Origin of the sequence: Streptomyces sp. HUAS 15-9, from assembly GCF_025642155.1 — a bacterium.
Classification (GTDB): Bacteria; Actinomycetota; Actinomycetes; order Streptomycetales; family Streptomycetaceae; genus Streptomyces.
Window position 1 is genome coordinate 9,158,523 of sequence record NZ_CP106798.1, and the last position, 17,499, is coordinate 9,176,021.

At 67.9% G+C, this 17,499-nt stretch carries 20 protein-coding genes and 3 pseudogenes; 13 read left to right on the forward strand and 10 right to left on the reverse strand.

Annotated features, from left to right (window positions below; genetic code table 11):
* Positions 1-175: 175 nt before the first annotated feature.
* Positions 176-622 carry a hypothetical protein gene (locus N8I87_RS41700; protein WP_263216132.1) on the forward strand — a complete coding sequence of 149 codons (447 nt, stop codon included), beginning with the start codon at positions 176-178 and terminating at the stop codon, positions 620-622.
* A 350-nt stretch (positions 623-972) separates the two neighbouring features.
* Here the strand turns inward: N8I87_RS41700 and N8I87_RS41705 are convergent, their stop codons facing one another.
* Together N8I87_RS41705 and N8I87_RS41710 are read right to left on the reverse strand one after the other, a co-directional pair.
* Positions 973-1,620, reverse strand: a complete 648-nt coding sequence (locus N8I87_RS41705; protein WP_263216133.1) for a site-specific integrase — start codon at positions 1,618-1,620, stop codon at positions 973-975.
* Complete coding sequence (locus N8I87_RS41710) at positions 1,608-2,042, reverse strand: site-specific integrase (RefSeq protein WP_263216134.1); 435 nt, start codon at positions 2,040-2,042, stop codon at positions 1,608-1,610. Before N8I87_RS41710 ends, N8I87_RS41705 begins: the two co-directional genes overlap by 13 nt.
* Positions 2,043-2,316: 274 nt before the next feature.
* Between N8I87_RS41710 and N8I87_RS41715 the strand changes: the two genes are divergently transcribed.
* Positions 2,317-3,477: an IS30 family transposase gene (locus N8I87_RS41715; RefSeq protein WP_263216135.1), complete on the forward strand. Its 1,161-nt coding sequence runs from the start codon at positions 2,317-2,319 to the stop codon at positions 3,475-3,477.
* A 29-nt stretch (positions 3,478-3,506) separates the two neighbouring features.
* Here the strand turns inward: N8I87_RS41715 and N8I87_RS41720 are convergent.
* Positions 3,507-3,962 (reverse strand): annotated as a pseudogene (locus N8I87_RS41720) (transposase); the annotation flags it as partial.
* A 260-nt stretch (positions 3,963-4,222) separates the two neighbouring features.
* Here N8I87_RS41720 and N8I87_RS41725 point away from each other — a divergent pair.
* From N8I87_RS41725 to N8I87_RS41740, 4 genes and pseudogenes are all read left to right on the forward strand, one after another.
* Positions 4,223-5,473 carry an IS701 family transposase gene (locus tag N8I87_RS41725; protein ID WP_263216136.1) on the forward strand — a complete coding sequence of 417 codons (1,251 nt, stop codon included), beginning with the start codon at positions 4,223-4,225 and terminating at the stop codon, positions 5,471-5,473.
* Positions 5,474-5,584: 111 nt separating this feature from the next.
* Positions 5,585-6,770, forward strand: a pseudogene (locus N8I87_RS41730) (helicase associated domain-containing protein); the annotation flags it as partial.
* 355 nt (positions 6,771-7,125) lie between these two features.
* A complete protein-coding gene (locus N8I87_RS41735; RefSeq protein WP_263216137.1) occupies positions 7,126-7,593 on the forward strand; it encodes a hypothetical protein in 468 nt (155 codons plus the stop codon).
* Positions 7,594-7,959: 366 nt separating this feature from the next.
* Positions 7,960-8,484, forward strand: a complete 525-nt coding sequence (locus tag N8I87_RS41740) for an RICIN domain-containing protein (protein ID WP_263216138.1) — start codon at positions 7,960-7,962, stop codon at positions 8,482-8,484.
* 78 nt (positions 8,485-8,562) lie between these two features.
* Here the strand turns inward: N8I87_RS41740 and N8I87_RS41745 are convergent, their stop codons facing one another.
* Positions 8,563-8,955, reverse strand: a complete 393-nt coding sequence (locus N8I87_RS41745) for a DUF6924 domain-containing protein (protein WP_263216140.1) — start codon at positions 8,953-8,955, stop codon at positions 8,563-8,565.
* 58 nt (positions 8,956-9,013) lie between these two features.
* On the opposite strand from N8I87_RS41745, the gene N8I87_RS41750 reads away from it, so the two are divergent.
* Positions 9,014-9,220, forward strand: coding sequence for a DUF6233 domain-containing protein (locus N8I87_RS41750; RefSeq protein ID WP_263216141.1), 207 nt, complete (start codon positions 9,014-9,016; stop codon positions 9,218-9,220).
* 256 nt (positions 9,221-9,476) lie between these two features.
* Here N8I87_RS41750 and N8I87_RS41755 read toward each other — a convergent pair whose 3' ends face one another.
* The 3 genes and pseudogenes from N8I87_RS41755 to N8I87_RS41765 form a co-directional block, all read right to left on the reverse strand.
* Positions 9,477-9,977, reverse strand: coding sequence for a hypothetical protein (locus tag N8I87_RS41755; RefSeq protein WP_263216142.1), 501 nt, complete (start codon positions 9,975-9,977; stop codon positions 9,477-9,479).
* A 228-nt stretch (positions 9,978-10,205) separates the two neighbouring features.
* A complete protein-coding gene (locus tag N8I87_RS41760; RefSeq protein ID WP_263216143.1) occupies positions 10,206-10,478 on the reverse strand; it encodes a hypothetical protein in 273 nt (90 codons plus the stop codon).
* A gap of 32 nt (positions 10,479-10,510) precedes the next feature.
* A pseudogene (locus N8I87_RS41765) lies at positions 10,511-11,895 on the reverse strand (IS701 family transposase).
* A gap of 124 nt (positions 11,896-12,019) precedes the next feature.
* Here N8I87_RS41765 and N8I87_RS41770 point away from each other — a divergent pair.
* From N8I87_RS41770 to N8I87_RS41785, 4 genes are all read left to right on the forward strand, one after another.
* Positions 12,020-12,343 (forward strand): hypothetical protein, encoded by a 324-nt coding sequence (locus N8I87_RS41770; RefSeq protein ID WP_263216145.1) that lies wholly within the window; start codon positions 12,020-12,022, stop codon positions 12,341-12,343.
* Positions 12,344-12,385: 42 nt separating this feature from the next.
* Positions 12,386-12,847: a hypothetical protein gene (locus N8I87_RS41775; protein WP_263216146.1), complete on the forward strand. Its 462-nt coding sequence runs from the start codon at positions 12,386-12,388 to the stop codon at positions 12,845-12,847.
* A gap of 135 nt (positions 12,848-12,982) precedes the next feature.
* Positions 12,983-13,393, forward strand: coding sequence for a hypothetical protein (locus tag N8I87_RS41780; protein WP_263216147.1), 411 nt, complete (start codon positions 12,983-12,985; stop codon positions 13,391-13,393).
* Entirely contained in the window at positions 13,390-13,851 is a 462-nt protein-coding gene (locus N8I87_RS41785; RefSeq protein WP_263216148.1) for a winged helix-turn-helix domain-containing protein, read from the forward strand. The genes N8I87_RS41780 and N8I87_RS41785 overlap by 4 nt, the downstream gene beginning before the upstream one ends.
* A gap of 59 nt (positions 13,852-13,910) precedes the next feature.
* On the opposite strand, the gene N8I87_RS41790 is transcribed toward N8I87_RS41785, so the two are convergent.
* Entirely contained in the window at positions 13,911-14,474 is a 564-nt protein-coding gene (locus N8I87_RS41790; protein WP_263216149.1) for a hypothetical protein, read from the reverse strand.
* A gap of 521 nt (positions 14,475-14,995) precedes the next feature.
* Here N8I87_RS41790 and N8I87_RS41795 point away from each other — a divergent pair.
* Positions 14,996-15,346, forward strand: a complete 351-nt coding sequence (locus N8I87_RS41795; protein ID WP_263216150.1) for a hypothetical protein — start codon at positions 14,996-14,998, stop codon at positions 15,344-15,346.
* 65 nt (positions 15,347-15,411) lie between these two features.
* On the opposite strand, the gene N8I87_RS41800 is transcribed toward N8I87_RS41795, so the two are convergent.
* Entirely contained in the window at positions 15,412-15,654 is a 243-nt protein-coding gene (locus tag N8I87_RS41800; protein ID WP_263216151.1) for a hypothetical protein, read from the reverse strand.
* Between the two features lie 55 nt (positions 15,655-15,709).
* Positions 15,710-15,859 (reverse strand): hypothetical protein, encoded by a 150-nt coding sequence (locus tag N8I87_RS41805; RefSeq protein WP_263216152.1) that lies wholly within the window; start codon positions 15,857-15,859, stop codon positions 15,710-15,712.
* Between the two features lie 970 nt (positions 15,860-16,829).
* On the opposite strand from N8I87_RS41805, the gene N8I87_RS41810 reads away from it, so the two are divergent.
* Positions 16,830-17,084 carry a hypothetical protein gene (locus N8I87_RS41810; RefSeq protein ID WP_263216153.1) on the forward strand — a complete coding sequence of 85 codons (255 nt, stop codon included), beginning with the start codon at positions 16,830-16,832 and terminating at the stop codon, positions 17,082-17,084.
* The last annotated feature ends 415 nt before the right edge of the window (positions 17,085-17,499 follow it).

The window sequence follows — 17,499 nt, forward strand, 5'->3', positions numbered from 1 at the left end:
GCCGGGTCCAGTCGGTGGGGTCGGCGGCGTCGGGCTGTTCGGCAGCGATCCACCGGCCGACCCGCAGGAGGGTGGAGCGGACGCTGCCGCGGATGCGCGGGGTGAGGGTGGAGGTGTCGTGCCAGCGGTCGGCCCACTGTTCCCAGATCTTGGCGCCGCCAGTGGCCCGCGCCGAGTGACGGCCGGTGCTCGGCAGTGGCGGATCGCAGAGACCGAGCTCGGCGACCGCCCGCTGCAGAGCGTGCAGGGTGTTCAGCCGGGCGCCCTCCAGCAGCCGTTCGCGGCGGACCCGGTCGAACAGCGCGGTGTCCATGTCCTCCAGGTGTGGGCTGTGGTTGAGCAGAAACAGCTGGCAGGCGACCGACGGCAGCAGCGTGTCGTCCGCCTGGCCCAGCTGATAGCCCCAGGTGCCAAGGACCGTGCGGATGCGGGCTATCTCGCTGGTGACGCGGTCGCGTCCGAAGATCCGCCAGGACAGCGTGAGGCGTTGGAAGCTGCCGAGTTGGTGGAACTCGTTGAAGGAGCCGAGCAGGTAGGCGTGCGCCGCGAGGTAGGGGCGGACTTCGTCCCCGGCCCAGGCGGGTGCGTGCTGCCGGAACTCGGCCTGGGTGCGGCCGAGTAGACGGATCCACTCCTGCGTGTCCCAGCCCCAGTAGCTCCGGCCGGTCTGCGCGCTGTGCGTCAGCAGAAGGGCGGTCACGTCGAGCATGGCCCGTCGGCGGTGCGGAGTGGGCGGCGAGTCGAGCGCGGCGTTGACCGCCTCCAACGGACCCAGCAGCCGGGCGATCACGCGCCAACCCGGTGCGGCCGGGTCGTGGTACTGAAGTCGGCGCAGATTACGGACACCGAGTTCGAGGACGGCCCGTGCCTCAGCAGGGCGGACCGCGACGGCCGTGTCGTAGCGGTCCGGGACGATCGGCCAGGACCAGCGACCGCGGGTGTCCTCGGTGACGGTGACCAGCGATGGTGCGGTCACCGCGTCACCTCCGCCGTCGCGCCGGCCGGGGCGGTGAGCATCTGTATTCGCCAGGCGTGGATGTGGTCCATGCCGCGGGCCAGCTTGTCGGCCAGGTCCCGGCCGGAGAGGTGGATGTACTGAAGGGTGGAGTCGGTGTGACGGTGTCCGGCAAACGACGCGATCGCGTGCAACTCCCAGCCCATGCGGGCCAGATCGGTCAGACACAGGTGGCGGGTGGTGTGCGTGGAGAACCGCTCGACACCGGAGGCCAGTGCGATCCGTCGGACCACCTTCGACCAGGTCCACAGGCTCAGCGGCTGGGCGTGATTGCGGCGCGATTCCGACAGGAACAGCGGCCCGCGGGCCCGGCTGATCGTGGCCCGGTGGGCGAGGTAGTCCGACAGCAGCACCCCCGTCGGTGCCGAGTAGGGCACCACCCGCTCCAGCCGGTTCTTCGTCGTTTCCGCCCGTATCCGCAGCGTGCGGTGGGCCGGATCGACGTCATCGGTCCGCAGCGAGCACAGTTCCTCACGGCGCAGTGCCGCGTCGTAGGCCAGGGCGAGCATCACGCGGTTGCGTACCGGTTCACGCTTGGCGACCTCCAGGACGCTCAGCCACTGCTGTTCTCCGGGAATCCACGGCAGCTTCGTCAGTCGGGGCACCAGGCCGCGCTGCTGACCGCCGTTCCGTCGGCCGGGGTGTAACGCCCCCGGCCGACAGGGTTGGAATCCCGCAACCCCTCTTCCATGAGGAAGTCGTAGAACAAGCGGACCGGCACGAGCAGCTGCTGGATCGTCGCGTTCGCCAGCCCCGCCCCTGAGTCGATCGAGATCACGTTCGCACCCCGGCGGTGCGGCCGCGAGGTCAACTCCCGTACATAGACGGCGATATGTGCACGGTTCGCGGTGACCGGATCGACACCCTCCCGCTCGCTCATCAGCAGGTACTCGGCCAGTCCCCGGCCGTAGGCGTCGATCGTGCGCGGTGCACGACCGAGATCCGTCCAGACCGTCAGCCAGGTCGCCGCCTGCGCGTGCCGGCCGAGCACCGGCCACTTCTCCATGAGCACCGTCGTGCCGCTCAAGCCGTCTCCCAAGTCCGTGGCTGCACCGGGGAAACATGGTCACCCCGGCAGATTCCACGTAACTTTTAAGATGCTGAAACGCCAGATGTTCGGCCGCGCCGACCTCGATCTCCTTCGCAAACGCGTCCTGCTCGCACGGTGACACCTTCCGCACTGGATCACAAGATCGTCGACAGAACCCGGATCTTGACGTTGATGGCGTCCACGAACAGGACGGGGTAGACGCCTTGAGTTCTATTGGTGGTTGCGAACGCCCCGGAAGGAGAGCGTTCGGATGCCGAGGTACGCCCCCAACAAGATGCCGATCGTGGTGAAGAAGCGGTATTTCGAGCTGCTGAGAGAGGGTTACAAGGGTGCGGCCGCCGCCCGAGTAGTCGGAGTCTCGGCCAGCTGCGGATCGAACTGGTTCATCGAAGCTGGGAGCATGATCGTCCCTGACCCCGGCTCGATATCCCCGCGCTTCCTCACCCAGAACGACCGCATCGCCATCGCCGACGGACTGCACGCCAGGCAGGCCGTGAAAGAGATCGCCGCGTCGATCGGCAAGAGCTTTCAGACCGTCTACCGGGAGATCAAGCGCAACGCCAAGCCGGACGGCAGCTACCACCCCTGGTGGGCTCATAACCAGGCCCTGTTGCGGCGTCACCGTCCGAAGGAGGAGAAAATCCGCAGCAGCGAGCCGCTGCGGACGCTGGTGCGCGAGCGGCTCGCCGAGAAGTGGTCGCCGCAGCAGATCGCGCGCTACCTGGCCCGCGAATACGCGAACGACGCGGCGATGCGGGCTTGCCCGGAGACGATCTACCGGGCCCTGTTCACTGGTCTCCTCGGCCGGCGTGACGCCAAGCTCCGCACCGGCCGCACCCGCCGCAAGCGGCAACGCCGAGGGGTCCCGACCCTGAACAAGATCAAGAACATGACGCTGATCCATCAGCGTCCCCTGGAGGTCAACGACCGTCAAACTCCCGGGCATTGGGAGGGCGATCTCATCATCGGTCGCGGACAGAGCTCGGCGATCGGCACCCTGGTGGAGCGCACCACCCGCTACGTCCATCTGATCCATCTGCCGCACGGCTGGAAGGCCCCGCAGGTCCGCAATGCGCTGATCACCCAGACCGCTCACATCCCGGCCCAGATGAAGAAGTCCCTCACCTGGGACCAGGGCCGCGAGCTGACCCTGCATGAGGAGATCGAGGCGCTGACCGGCTTCCGGATCTACTTCTGCGACCCGCACTCTCCATGGCAGCGCGGCACAAACGAAAACACCAACGGCCTGCTGCGGCAATATTTTCCCAAGGGCACCGACCTGTCCGTCCACACTGCCCAAGATCTCCGCGACGTCGCCCGGGAGCTCAACCGCCGACCACGCATCGTGCTCGGCGACAAGAGCCCCGCCGAGGTCATGCGAGAATGCCTCACAGGCCCATTGACCAGGTGATTCGCAACCACTGTTGGAAACCGCCCGCGGTCGAGGGGGCGGTTCTGCCATTCGGCCATGCCCTCCATCACCTTGTCGGTGATGGTGGAGATGGTCTGCTTGGATACCTCGGCGCCGTAGACCTCGGCCAGGTGAGCAGCAATCTCGCCGTGCGTGAGCCCCTTCGCGGACAGCGACAGCACCATCTCGTCGACCCCGGTCAGCCGCCGCTGCCGCTTCTTGACGATCTGCGGCTCGAACGTGCCCGAGGTGTCACGCGGGACTTTGACCTCGACTGGCCCGACGTCGGTCAGCACGGTCTTGGCCCAGCCTCCGTTGCGGGAGTTGCCGCTGCCCCGGCCGCCGACATCATGCTTCTCATAGCCGAGGTGATCGGTGACCTCACCTTCCAGGGCAGATTCCAAGACCCGCTTGGTCAGCTGCTGCAGCAGCCCACCCTGCCCAGTCAGCTGCAGCCCCTCCGACCGGGCCCGCTCCACCAGCATCGCGACCAACTGCTCGTCGGACACGGGCGCAGGCTGCCCAGACTGGGCACTCTCGACAGGCTCCACGGTCTCCAACTCCACGGCGGTGTCAGTCACTTGACGTCTCTCCCGTGATCGTCGGATCCGCCGTTAGGTTTACACTCCCGATAAAGGGCCTGCGCTCGCACGATGAGAGCCTAGTAGGGCTTGGTCATCTTCACTCCTGAGTGGCGTGTCTGTTGCCTCGTGGGTGGCGTTGTCGTGGTGTGACACCTGAGGAGATGACCGAGGCCCGGGGGGACCTGGAGGCGTTCGCGGCGGAGTTGTTCGACGGGTTCTTCCGTGCGGACCAGCGGCGGTGGGGACAGGCGTATGTGCGAGGGCTGCTGCTGGACGGGCGGCGTAAGTCGGTGGAGCCGATGGCAGCCCGCCTCGGCGAGGACGGCAACCGGCAGGCGCTGGCGCACTTCATCACCTCCAGCCCGTGGGATGCGGCCCATGTGCGGGCCCGGCTGGCCTGGAGGATGCACGAGGCGATCGGTCCGGAGGCGCTGATCGTTGACGACACCGGCTTCCTCAAGGACGGGGACGCGTCTGCGTGTGTGTCGCGGCAGTACACCGGCACCGCGGGCAAGGTCACCAACTGCCAGGTGGGAGTGTCGCTGCACCTGGCCCGTGAGCAGGCCTCGGCCGCAGTGAACTGGCGGCTGTTCGTGCCCGCTTCATGGGATCCGGCCTCTGGACAGGCGGATGCGGCCAAGGTCGCCCGCCGCGGCCGTTGCGGCATCCCCGCCCAGGTGGGGCATGTGGAGAAGTGGCAGCTGGCCCTGGACATGATCGACGAAACCCGGTCGTGGGGCGTCGATGTCCCCTTGGTCGTGGCGGATGCCGGATACGGCGATGCCGCCGCCTTCCGTCTGGGGCTGGAGGAACGCAGCCTGCCCTATGCGGTCGGGATCTCCTGCCGCCACACCGCCCATCCGGCCGACGCCCGGCCCGTCCAGCCCCCCTACGCGGGCACCGGCCTGCCACCGAAAGCGCAGTACCCCGACCCTGCGCAGACGGTGAAAGACCTGGTCATCGCGGCCGGCCGGGCGGCTGCACGGCCGGTTTCCTGGCGGGTAGGCTCCCGGCCGGGCACGGGCCGAAACGGCTTCAAGCGCATGTACTCGCGGTTCGTCGCCCTCAGGGTCCGGCCCGCCGGACGGGGCCTACGCAAGACCACGGACGCTCCCGAGCTGCCTGAACGCTGGCTGCTGGCCGAATGGCCCGCCACCGAGAGCGAGCCGGTGCAGTTCTGGCTGTCCAGCCTGCCCTCCGGCATGCCACTGGCCACCCTGGTGCGGCTGACCAAGCTGCGCTGGCGCATCGAGCACGACTACCGGGAGATGAAACAGGCCCTGGGACTTGCCCACTTCGAAGGCCGCACCTGGGGCGGCTGGCACCACCATGTCACCCTCGTCTCCGCCGCCCATGCCTTCTGCACCCTCAGGCGCATGGCTCGCGCCCCAAAAGACACAGCGGCGGTCTGAGTCTCTACCAGATCGTCCGTGAACTGCAGACACTCCTCGCCCTCTGGACCGGCGCCTGCCCCACCTGCCGCCGCGACATACCCGCACCGATAGCAAGATGACCAAGCCCTACTAGTCGAGCAGCTCGCCTCCCGCGCCCTCACCAGCGGCAAGCGCAAGGTCCACATCCGGCGCGACGAAGAGGGGCGCATCGTCGGGGCCGGCGGCGAGGGTGACGGCGAGGACCAGGAGCAGGACGGCGCCGACGCCGCTGCCGAGTCCGCGCTGCTTCACTTCTCCAGCCCGCGCGACGCGGCCACGATCGCGGCGTTCTTGCGTACGCGGGTATACCGGCCGGAGTCCCTGGCCTGGCTGGAGGGATACGAGGCGCTGCTGCGCTGGCGCAGGGAGAACGAGATCACCGGCCTGTACGCCGTCCCGTACGACACCCAGGTCGAAGTCGGCGTCACCAAGGACTTCCCGCTCGGGCGGTGGGTCCACCAGCAGCGCAAGACACTGCGCGCCGGCGAACTCGATCCCCACCGCAAGGAACTGCTAGACCCGCCCGAGGCCGGGATGGTCTGGGAACCGGGCGAGGAGGCGTGGGAAGCCAAGCTCGCCGTGCTGCGGTCGTACCGGCGGGCCACCGGGCACCTCGCCCCCCGTCAGGACGCCGTGTGGGGCGAGGGCCAGGCGATGGTGCCCGTCGGGCAGCACAATGGCCAACCTCCGCCGCAAGGGCGCGAAGAACGGCCTGAGCAAGGACCCGAAGCGGGCGGAGCAGCGTGCGGCGCAGCTCACCGCGATCGACCCGGACTGGGACTGCGAGTGGCCACTCGACTGGCAGCGGCACTACCGCATCCTGGCGGACCTGGTCGAGGCCGACGGCAGCCTTCTCGAGATCCAGCCTGGCGTACTCATGGACGGCGATGACCTCGGCAAGTGGCTCCAGCAGCAGAAGCAGCCGGCCACCTGGGCGCGGCTCCTGCCCGAGCAGCAGGAGCGGCTGTCCACGCTGGGTGTCAAGCCGCTTGAGGCGCCGTCTCCCGCCCCCGCGGGCGGTCATGCGGCGAAGGGTCCGAGCAAGGCGCAGCAGGCGTTCCAGCGGGGACTTGCGGCCCTCGCGCAGTGGGTGGAGCGGGAGGGAGCCGACCGCCCGGTGCCGCGCGGCCACACCGAGGAGATCGCGATCGACAGCGAGACGGAACCGGTGGTCGTGAAGCTGGGCGTGTGGGTCTCGAACACCAAGTCCAGGCGCGACAAGCTCGACCAGGAGCAGCTGGCCGCGCTGCGGGAGCTGGGCGTGGAGTGGGCGTGACGCTCCCGTCGGCGGGTCGTTGAACCGGTTGGACATCCCAGAGCACAGAGAGACCCCGGGCCGCAGATGCCCGGGGCCTCGTACTGTCTCGCCGCAATGGCGAGAGCTGCCTCCGTTGAGATGATCCACGCTGTCCGCACTGTCGACGAAAAGATCGTGTCGGCTTTACGCTGCGTGTGCAGAAGGTTACGAAGCAAGGGAAGGTCGTTGCCAGCCCCTTTTCAATGGGTCATGAGGGTGCGTGCTTCGCATGTGCGGGCCGCTGGGTGGTTATGGGGGCAACGGGCCTTGAGGGGGATGGATGACGAGCGGATCGCGAATCCGGCGGGCGAGCCGATGGCAGGACCCGGTGCGCATGCTCTTGCTGATCAATGCGGCGGCTCATGAACCGCGACCCGGTGTGGACGGTGAGGTGCCGACCGAGTGCGTGGGTGTGGTCCGCGCGCAGGTGCGGCTGCAAAAGCTCGATTTCTGGGTGCGCTATCCCGACTACCTGGCCTATGAGCTAATGACGGAGTATGAGAAGGCTCCGGATGAGCCGGCACTGCTTGATCTGGCCGAGGACATCCTCTCCTCTCAGGAGCCGGACCTGCGTCGGTTCCCGATGCTGCGGCACCGCTTCGGCGCCTTCGAGGAACTCGACGACGCTCTCGCGGTACTGGTCGAACGGGGCTTGCTTAAAAAGACGCAGGTCTTGCGGGAGCGGAAGGTTGCCGAGCACCTCTACTACCTGTTGCAGGACGCTTGCCATGAGCATCGTCGTAGAGGCCCCAGCGCTGGCCTGGTACGTGAAGCGGACCAAGCAGGTGGTGGCGTTGGTTGACGGGCTGGGAGGCTCACAGCTGAAGAAACGCCAGTACCTGTTGCGGGCGCTCACGCCTTGAAACCCCAGCGCTGCTCTTCGCAGCCCTGACCCTGTTCGCGGCGGGGCTGACAGCTCCCAGCTGGTACCTCGAATACGGCCACCGAGGAGTACGGGACGAGGAGGCCGCGTACCCCCATGCCACCACAACGCGGCCGAAGACCCAGGAACAGACAGATCGCCCCGATTCACCCGGGGACGCTCAGTCCATCACCATCACCTTGCACATGACCTGACCGCCCATCGGCCCGAAGGGGCATTGCCTCTTCGGGCCGATCGCCCCGTTCGGCCCCTCCGGGCGGTACACGGCGCACTACAGTCCACCCCATGAAGAAGATCACGATCATGCGCATGGCGGCCGGCGCCGCAGGAGCCATCGTGGCACTCTCGGGCATCTCAGCCCACGCCACCGAGGCGAAGAAGCCGAAACTGGACCACGTCCAGATCCCCAAGATGTACGGCAGCGGCCAGCTGTGCCTGTCGATGAACAACAGCACCAAGAACGGCGCCCAGCTCATAGCCCAGCGCTGCAACGGATCGCAGACCCAGAAGTGGACGTTCAAGTACGAGTACCACGGCTCGTACGGCTACAAGATCAAGAACGACAAGTCGGGCAAGTGCCTGACGGTGAAGTCGGGCAGGGCCGGAGCCGCGATCGTCCAGGACACCTGCCCCCGCTACAACGACCAGCTGTTCCGCTGGACGGCCGAGGACCACAAGCAGAAGATGGCCAACGCCTACTCGCGCATGGCCCTGACCGTCCCCACCGAGAAGTCGGGAGTGAAGGTCGTCCAGCAGCCGCTCAGCGGTAGCCGGAACAAGCAGCAGCGCTTCTACCTGCCCGCGTTCTAGGCCGGTTACGCGCACCGGCACGCGTCTGTGGGCCCGCACGCCGCCGCGTGCGGGCCCACAGACGCCTTGGCGCTGCCCCTACAGCTTGCGCAGGACGCCGTCTTCTCCTACCTCGCGCCTGATCTCGAAGAAGTCGGAGTTGGCGAGGTTCATCTGGGCGGCGAACGCGGAGAGCAGTTCGGGGACGATGCGGAACGGTTCTTCGGACTCCGATGCCGGCAGCGGATCGTCCTCGTGCGGCTGGTTGCATACCGCGAGCACCTGCATGCCGCCGCTGAGCGTCTCCTCGTCGGCGACCAGGAGCACGGTGTGCTGAGGCCAGCTGTCCTCGCCGCGCTCTACGAGCCGGAGCAGGGCTGCGGCGTCCAGGCCCGCGTAGGCTTCGTCGTCCAGGATCTCCACCTGGTCGATGACCACCTCGTCTGTCACTTCCCGGTCGCGCAGGTACTCGGTGAACCGCGCCCACTGCATCGACCGGTGGATCGCCGATGAGGAGCGTCGCGAGGCGGAGCGGCGCAAAGGTGAGGAGATGCGGCCGGCCCCGCCGGACTGGCTGATCCAGTACGGCCTCAACCGCTCGAATGTGGACGCGGTGCACACCGGTGACTGCTGGACGGCGGCCAAGAGCGGCCGATGCCGGCCCGCCACCCGGCAGCAGGCGATCGATGCACTCCGCCAGCAGGTACCGTCATGCGTGCACTGCCGACCCGATACAGCCCTCGGCATCCTCGACTGAGACGAGAAAGCTCCGGCCAGTGTGCTGGCCAGAGCTACCCGCATGGGGGCGTGATCGTGAAGGGCGGTCGCCTACGCGGCGAAAGGCTCTGCAGGGCTTCAGCCGAACGATCGTCCCTGCAGGCAATAGATGAGGCCCGGGGACACTGTCCCCTTCACCATCACGCCACGTTCAACCACACCAGCCCGGCGAGCATTCCCGGTGCGACTGAAACTTCATGAGGACCGGTGCGGTCGCGGGAGGGCGGCCGCAATTGTCAGGCGGCCGTCTTCTTGCGGCGACGCCCACTACGAGCGAGTGCATCGATGAGCTCCTCGCGGCTCATCTTCGACCGGCCGAGAAGGTCCCGTTCGGTCGCCCGCTGGTACAGCTCCGCCTTGCTCAGCTTCTGCAGCTCTTTTTTGCCGCCGGCACCGCTGGTGCGGGCCCGTGCAGCCCCAGCCTTCTTCGGCGGCGCCTTCCGCGTCGGCGTCTTCGCCGCCTTCCCTGCCGCCGACGCCCGAGCAGCCGCCTTACGCGGCGCGGCCTTAACCTTCCGCTCGTCGGCCGGCTCCTTGCCGCCGCGGCCGGAGCGGGCGGCCTGCAGGCTGCCCTCAAGGACCTTCATCAGGTCGACGACGTTGGTCGCCTCCGGCGCCTCCTCGGCCGCCGCAATCTCCTGGGCCTCCGCCAGGACGATGCCGGTCGCCGGGTCGCGGTGCACGGAGACGTACAGGCCCCAGTCGGCGTCACCGGCCGTGAGCCAGTCTCGGCCCACGGGGCGTCGGTGGTCGTGAGTACGCGACCGGCGAGCGGGCCACCCAGGAGTCGGACGATCACAGTGGTACCTCCATCCGGCGAGCCTCTCCCGCCTCACCCCTTGGCGGGGCTCGGAACCGGAAGGACAGCACCGGGGCACTGGCGACTTCCGACACGGCCCGGCCACCGGCCAACGGCGGGAGCGGCGCGGCGGGCCCGGCCGCCGCGCGACGCTTCCGACATACCGCTACACCTGAATGTCTGAATCACGGTGCGGACGTTGCTGAGCGTCCTGCTTCATCTGGTCACGCCATTTGCGGCTGAGTCTGATCACGGCGGTGGTGCGTCGCTGCACGTTCTTCACCGCTGCCTCGGTCCCCTCATGGCCGTAGTAGGCGCCGAAGGTCTGTGTGACGTTTTCGATGGCTCCCAGAACGGCGAGAGTGGCTGCGGTGATGGTGTCGGGGTCTGCACGCATGATCACCGTTCCCTCGGGGGTCATCGTCGAGCCCTGCTGCACTACCGGTAGTTCGTTAAATCCGGAGGTAGAGGTCAATGCCGTGTCCGTTGGTGACCGCGTCGATCAGGGCCTGGAGCTCGGAGGGTGGGTCCTTGTCCGTCCAGGCGTGCCACCATCGGTTGAGGGTGATGGCGGGGGTGAGCCAGGAACGGATGGCGCGTAAGGCCCTGGGCCAGCAAGGCGGTTGGGGCCGGTGGGGTTCGGCTGGGCCCCCTCTCTGGCCCCTCGTCGGGGCACGGGTCCGGCGCGGTGGCGTCCAAGGGTCCGGGTGGGGTGAACCACTGGTCCCAGCAGAAGGAGAAGGCGCAGTTGACCAGCATCTGGTGGCGGCGGATGGCGCGGTCGGAACGGACTTGGAAGTCGGCCCAGCCGAGTTCGTCCTTGATCTGCTTGTAGCTCTGCTCGATCCAGGGCCGCAGTCCGTAGAGGCGGACGATCTCGGCGAGGTCGGCCGGCGGGTGCGGGCCGGTGGCGGCGTGGGGCGCGTCGGGGTGGGGCAGGTTGGTGGCCAGGTACCAGGTGGCCTTCTCCGGCAGGCCGGCCGGGTCGGTGGTGGCCACGACCAGCCGGCAGGGTGAGTCAGGGCCGTAGCCGCCCAGGCGGGCATCAGCGGCCCACCAGGTCTCGGTGTGCCCGTCACGGAAGTGACGCACCACGGGCGTCCAGTCGCCTGGACGCTTGGCATCGCGCCAGGTCAGGGCGTGGGCTGCTTCGATGGGGGTGTGCGGCTGGTCGGCCGGAGCCCAGGTTCCGCGGTGCGGCTTGAGCGCGACCACGTAGGCCAGGCCGGCTGCGCGCAGTGCGAGGTACCAGTCGTCGCTGACGGAGTAGGCGCAGTCGGCGACCACCGCCCGGCAGCCGAAGCCGGCCTCCTTCCCGCGGGCCGCGAGGGCTGCGGCCAGCTGTGGTTTCGTACGGAAGGCCGGGTCGGACCGGCCGCGGGCGAAGTGATGGGCGGGGGTGTAGGGAGTCGCGTGCAGCGGGTAGTACACGCGGCCGTCGGTCCACACGGTGGTCACCGTGACGATGCCGTTGTCCGTCTTGCCCAGCCGGCCCAGCCACTGCCTGCCCACGTGCGCGGTCGCCGTGCCGTCCTTGCGGTCACCGGAATCGTCGACCACGATGACCCCGCCCTCGCGCAGCAGCTCAAGCCGCCGGTCGTTGACCTGCTCGGCCTCCCAGGGCGACTCGGACAGGAAGAACTGCAGCCGCTGCACCCCCGGCATCCCCGCACCCGCCACCGGCTCCGCCCCGGCCAGACAGGTGATCGTCTTGTTCCGCTCCCGCGGCGCCAGCAGCCCGACAGGTACTCGCGAAACCCTCGCCGCTGGGCCAGGCTGAAGAAGAGGTCGTCGAACCGGGCCGCGTACTCCTCCAACGGACCCGGCGCAGGCGGACACGGACGGCGAGCGGTCATCTTCAGCCCCCAGCAAGGCAGTTGACTCCTACCACCGGCCTACGACCAACCCGACCTGCCGTCAACCCACGCCACCGCCGGATTTAACGAACTACCGGTAGCGGTGACCGGGGTGTACGGAACCGTGTTCAGCCCGGTCACGGCCCGCGACGAGTTTTTGAATATCCTCGACCGCCGGATCCCGGACAGGCGCTCCACCGTGATCATCGGCCCTCGTACGATCATCCCCCAGGGCTCTTCGGAGCCCGTCTCTTGCCGGATCGTTCGGAGCGTCGATGAGTACGGAACGACCTGGTCACCGGACTGTTCCTGGGCGGACGGATCGGCCGTTGTTGAGGTGACCCAGACCGTGGACCTCAACAAGCCTCCTGCCGAATTCGATCTTGAGGCCTTCGCGGCCAAGACAGCGACCATCCACAATGAGATCCGCGCCCCCGTGGCGCCGTAGCCGTGGCTTTGCCGAACCGAGCCCGTGCTCAGCCTCCTGGCCGTGCGGGACCTGTTCCGATTCTGTGCATCGGAGCAGGAATCTGTGGCCAAGGCGAAGCCGCCGAGGAGGTCCATTCCGCCTGTCATCTCTCTGCACCGCGTGGGGAACATGGTGACTCCGTTCCGCCACGCGTCGATGGTCCTCGGCGAGATCCCCGTGAGCGACGTGTGGGGGGCGGTGGTGCGGGAGCAGTACGACGCGCGGGCAAAAATCGTGATTCTGCGGGACCCGGTCCCGGCGGAGGTCGATCTGCCGTACGCGGAACTGACCGAGGGGCTGCTCGGCGAGGACCTCCCGGCGTGGTTGGGGTTGATGATGGCCATGGAGATCCGCTCGTACGCCCGGGATGTGCCGGTGACGGTGGGGGAGAGCAGCGAGGACATCCTCAGCATCGGTATCGATCCCGCGGCGCCAACGACTTTCCCGGAGTGGGCACAGCAGGTCGTGCCGCCAGAGAGCTGATCCCCGAACACGCCGCAAGAGGACATCCACGTACGAGAGGCGCCGCCTTGACGGCGCCGGCACCCCCTCCACAAATAGGAGGATCAGCCCAGCCTGTCTATTGCGATGGTCGCAATTATTTGCGACCATCGCAATATGGACCAGATTCGTGAACTTGCCGCCCTGCTGCACCCGATGCCCGAGCCCGGGAGCGTGACCCCGGACGACTGCTTCAGCGACGCCTGCGACCAGGTCGAACGCGAGCGCAAGGACTATGCCGACAACCTGGAGGCAGCCGCCTTCGGCACGGAGGGCGACCCCGTCATCCTGGCGCTTGAACAGGCCCGGGCAGAGAAGGAAGAGGCGGATCGCCGTATTCGCCGAATCCTGGCCTACGCCAAGGAGTTCCAGCCGCCACGCCGCTACATCCTCGACGAACTCGGCCGGGCCTCCGGCTACTCGATCTCGGGCGTGCGTACCGCCTACACCCCCGAGGAGATCGGGCTGGTGCAGAGCCAGATCCGCCGCGATCCCAGGCGGAGCGTCTCCGGCGAGGACCCGTCATGACGGGGGGTAGGCCTGCGGGAAGCAGCCCCCTGTGGACCGTTGCGGCACACCGCCTGCCGCAGCAGTCCCTCCTGCCTCCCTACCAGTTGGTGGCCGCCGACCTGCGCCAGCAGATCCTCTCCGGACAGCTCCAGCCCGGTGAACGGCTCCCCACCTCACGGGCTCTGCAAGAGCACTACGGCATCGCCAACATGACTGCGAGGTCCGCCGTGCGGATCCTGCGCGATGAAGGCCTCGTCCACACGGCACATGGCCGAGGATCCTTCGTCGCCGACCCCCTCCCACCTGCTGCTGAAGCTCCACACCCGACAGCCGCTGTCCCGCCCCGCATGCCCACGCCCGAGTACACCGAGCTGACCCGCCGCATCGATGAGCTCACGCACGTCCAGAACGCTTTGCTGCACCTTCTGGGGCAGGCCGGCAGGCTCGATCGTCAGCGGCCAGCGCACACCGCATGACTGGAGACGTCCCCGGCCCGCAGGCACTGCGGCGCTTGAGCCCTGCCCAGGAACGCCACTCAGAAGGCCCATCGCTTGCGATCCACACCCCGGCGAGTGAGGAACTTCTCCATGGCGGGTGAGAGGGGAGACTGGATCTTGAAGTCACGGCCGTACACGTCCTCCAGGTCGTTCCACGCCTGACCGCCGAGGCCCCGTCCCCGTTCAAACGGGTGGATCCAGATCCAGTCCAGCCAGCGTTGTCCCTCCGCGACACTCAGACCAGCGGCGCCGGCGGCGATCGGGAAGGTCGCTTCAACCTTCCTGGCGTCGAACAGGACGACTTCGACCGTGGGATCGCTCTCATACAGGGAGCTGGGCTCTGCTGCGAACGGAGGGACATCGAAGCCGAGTTCCAGCTTGAAGTACTTGCCGAAGGTTTCTACAACCCTGCGGAGACGCATGTCCTTCGCGGCCGGTATCAGCGCACGTCCCCGCGGCTTGTCCGCGTGGAGCAGGGGGAACATCTCGATGGCGTATCGGGCACGACGCCCGTGCGGGCCTGGCCAGAAGTTCTCGTATTCCTCCTGACGCGCAGCCATGAGCGCCTCGCGGTCGGCTGGCGGCAGATCCTTGATGGACATGAGCACAGTCTGCTCGAACGCGTCGCTCCGGACGTGCCACAGACCGGCAGCCGCGTACTCAAATCCGCTACTGCGGCTGCGTCCATGCGCTCTACCGTGACCGGTTATGAGCACGCGGGCCTTCAACGGCGCCTACCTCCTGCCCTTGTTCCATACCGTCGAGCAGCTCCGTGGCGAGGGCGCCTACCGGCAACTGCCCACCCCGGCGCCGGCCAGCAGCCTGGCCACCGACGATGCCCCGCTGGGCCCGTACCGGGCCGCGCACCTGATCCAGGCGTCCTGCACCGCTGGCCTTGCCCACGCAGATGCCCTGCGCCGCCTGACCTTGGCTGGAGAGATCGATCCCATCGGCCCCTGGACCCTGCTGCGCGGCACTCTGGAGAACTTCGCCACCGGCCTGTGGCTGCTCAGCGGTCCGGACCGCGCCGAACGCCGCCCGCGCGCTGTCCCTGTGGGACGAGGACATGCGCAATCGCTACCAGCACGAACAGGACACTGGCCACATACCCTCCCCCCGCGGCTTGACCGGCGCCCAGCGCCGCGCAGAGATCCGCACCCTGGCTGACGGCCTGGGCCTCGCTCCGCTCACCGCCCCGAAGACGAACCGGGTCCTGCTCGAGGCCGCACCCGCCGCCGGGCTGACGGCAGTGAAGGTGTGCGCCGCCTGGCGGGCGGCCTCCGGCTTCGCGCACGGCCGCTACTGGCCCAACCTGCGTATCGCCCAGCCCCGCGCCGCCACCGCCGCGGACCACGGCGTTCATACCTTCGCTCTCGTCATCGACGAGGACCAGCACCGGCCACTGGCCGAGTACTGCCACACCATGCTGAGCCGACTGCAGGACCTCCACAACGCGCGTGCCAGCGCCCGCTGACTGGCGGTGATGGCGATTCTTGAATCGACGGCCAGAGGTGCTCTTCGCCTCATTTTGTTGGCAGTTCAAGTGTGTGGGGATGGGCTCGTCGGGTGGGGTCTGCGGCGGCCAGCAGGGCCTCGGCGGCCTCGGTACGGGGCGGTCTCGTTGGCCTCGGCGGACACGGCATTGGCGTCCTGGGCGAGCTGGTTCGCTGCCTCGGCGGTGGTGTTCGCCTTGTTGGCGGCGCGGGCTTGCGTCCGGGTGTACATGAGGGAGGCGGCGGCGATGACCGCGCTGCCCAGGGCTATCCAGTCTGAAGTGCCCAACGTATTTCCGTTCCAGACGAGATCGATGGTCAGAGGGGAGCTCGCGAGGCCGCGGTCAGTAGCTGGCGATGAAGTACGGCCCGGTGTCGCGCATGACCAGGTGCATGGGGACCCACAGCGGTGTTCCGTCTGTCGGGGATTTGGTCAGGTAGGTGCAGCGGTAGCCGGTCTCCTTGCCCAATGGCACGGCCTTGAGTGCGGGCATGTCGTCGCACCGCAGGTGTGAGCCGGAGTCGTGGTGGTTGGCCCAGAAGTTGGCCTGGGCCCCTTCGCGGTCAGGATTCCGGTGCTCGGCGTTGCCTGGTACTTGACCTCCAGTCCGCCCATCGCCGGGCCCTCGATCGTCACCGGCCAGGTCACCTTGATGCCCTCGTACGTGACGGTGCAGGTGATCTTGGAGCCCTTGGTCGCGGCCACCGAGTCCCGGTCGCACCTGGCGCTGGTCCGTCCCGGCGCCCGGCCATTTTGACCGTCCGCTGGCGCAGCTCGTACTTCAGCGCATCGATGAGCGGGGCGCCGTCGGAGGGGGATGGCGTGATGGTACGGGTCGGCGGTTGTGGCGGCTGCGGGTGACGAGACGGGACGACCGAAGGGCGTGCCCTTCACGGACGGCTTGTCTTTCCCCTGTGCTGCTGTGGTGCCGCCGCACCCGGCTGCCAGCGCGCTGATGGCAGCTGCGGCCGCGCAGGCCTTGATTCCCCGTATGAATGTCATGATCCATACCCTAGAGGCCGACGCCCGTGGGGTGTTGGGGCTGCCCGAGCAGGGCGGCTGGCGCGGGAGGCTGCCCGACAGGCGGGCAGGACGTGGACAGGGAGCCGTCCTATGACCGACCAACCCTTCTGCCCTTGGGCTCCGGACTTCACCACGCCATACGTCCAGTGCAGCGCGCATATTAAGATCGTCTCCACGGGGAACGCTGGAAGCTTCCCACGGGGAGTCACGTGCGCGCAGCGAGTCACCGCTGGGCGGGCCCAAGGGTCTGCCCGGCGTTCGTTAGTCGCACGGACAGAGAGAACGGGTGAATCGTGCGAATAGCAGCTCGAATGGTGGTCGCGGGCGTTGCTGCGACAGCGCTCATGGGGACGTCCGCGACGGTCGCTGAAGCTCAGGCATCCCGCGCCACGGCCGATGGCGTGTGGCGCTGTGAGGGTAAGAAGGTGATGCGGTGCATCATGCGCGTCAGTGCGAACAAGGTGCAGCTGAACTTCACCAATAAGACGTACGGGACGATCCACTCGGAGTTCTTCCTGAACTGCTCGGGGCCGTCAGGTCAGAAGGTCTACGACTTGAAGAAGGGCCTCAAGCCGCGGGGCGGGTACCTCTCCAGTGTGATCACCTGCCCCAAGGGGCTTCAGGACTCGGCCATAGGGATCCAGAGGACGCTGTCCGGCTCCGACGCCTGGTATACCCCCAGGATCGCCATCTGATCCGCTCTGGTCAGTGAAGGGAGTGGATCGGCCGCCTCCTTCGAGGTGGAAGTGATCCGGCACCGGCGGGAGCCGCGGACCGGACCCGGCCCACCTGGGCCCTGTACTCGTGAAGCTACGGCCGGGGGACATGTCCCCCGGCCGTAGCTTCACGAGTACAGGGCCTTTGTGGTGCTCGGCCGCAGGTCAAGTGGCCTGTGGGTGGGGAGATCCAGAGAGCAGGTCTGGGGTCACCCCCGAGCAGCGGGTGGCCGAATTCAGGGAGCGCCATCAGCGGGCCAACTCGATCCCTACAGCCCGTGGACGCTGCTGCGCGGCGCGCTGGAAAACTTCGCCACCGCTGTGTGGCTGCTGGACAGCAAGGACCGCAATCAGCGCCGACATCGGGTGCTCGCCCTGTGGGCGGAGGACTTCC

What these genes read in the sequence shown, in the direction of transcription:
- N8I87_RS41715 (WP_263216135.1), top strand. Translation starts at nt 2,317, where the DNA reads ATGCCGAGGTACGCCCCCAACAAGATGCCGATCGTGGTGAAGAAGCGG.
- N8I87_RS41725 (WP_263216136.1), top strand. Translation starts at nt 4,223, where the DNA reads ATGACCGAGGCCCGGGGGGACCTGGAGGCGTTCGCGGCGGAGTTGTTC.
- N8I87_RS41735 (WP_263216137.1), top strand. Translation starts at nt 7,126, where the DNA reads ATGCTCTTGCTGATCAATGCGGCGGCTCATGAACCGCGACCCGGTGTG.
- N8I87_RS41740 (WP_263216138.1), top strand. Translation starts at nt 7,960, where the DNA reads ATGAAGAAGATCACGATCATGCGCATGGCGGCCGGCGCCGCAGGAGCC.
- N8I87_RS41745 (WP_263216140.1), bottom strand. Translation starts at nt 8,955, where the DNA reads ATGCAGTGGGCGCGGTTCACCGAGTACCTGCGCGACCGGGAAGTGACA.
- N8I87_RS41750 (WP_263216141.1), top strand. Translation starts at nt 9,014, where the DNA reads ATGCGGCCGGCCCCGCCGGACTGGCTGATCCAGTACGGCCTCAACCGC.
- N8I87_RS41780 (WP_263216147.1), top strand. Translation starts at nt 12,983, where the DNA reads ATGGACCAGATTCGTGAACTTGCCGCCCTGCTGCACCCGATGCCCGAG.
- N8I87_RS41785 (WP_263216148.1), top strand. Translation starts at nt 13,390, where the DNA reads ATGACGGGGGGTAGGCCTGCGGGAAGCAGCCCCCTGTGGACCGTTGCG.
- N8I87_RS41790 (WP_263216149.1), bottom strand. Translation starts at nt 14,474, where the DNA reads ATGTCCATCAAGGATCTGCCGCCAGCCGACCGCGAGGCGCTCATGGCT.
- N8I87_RS41805 (WP_263216152.1), bottom strand. Translation starts at nt 15,859, where the DNA reads ATGCCCGCACTCAAGGCCGTGCCATTGGGCAAGGAGACCGGCTACCGC.
- N8I87_RS41810 (WP_263216153.1), top strand. Translation starts at nt 16,830, where the DNA reads ATGCGCGTCAGTGCGAACAAGGTGCAGCTGAACTTCACCAATAAGACG.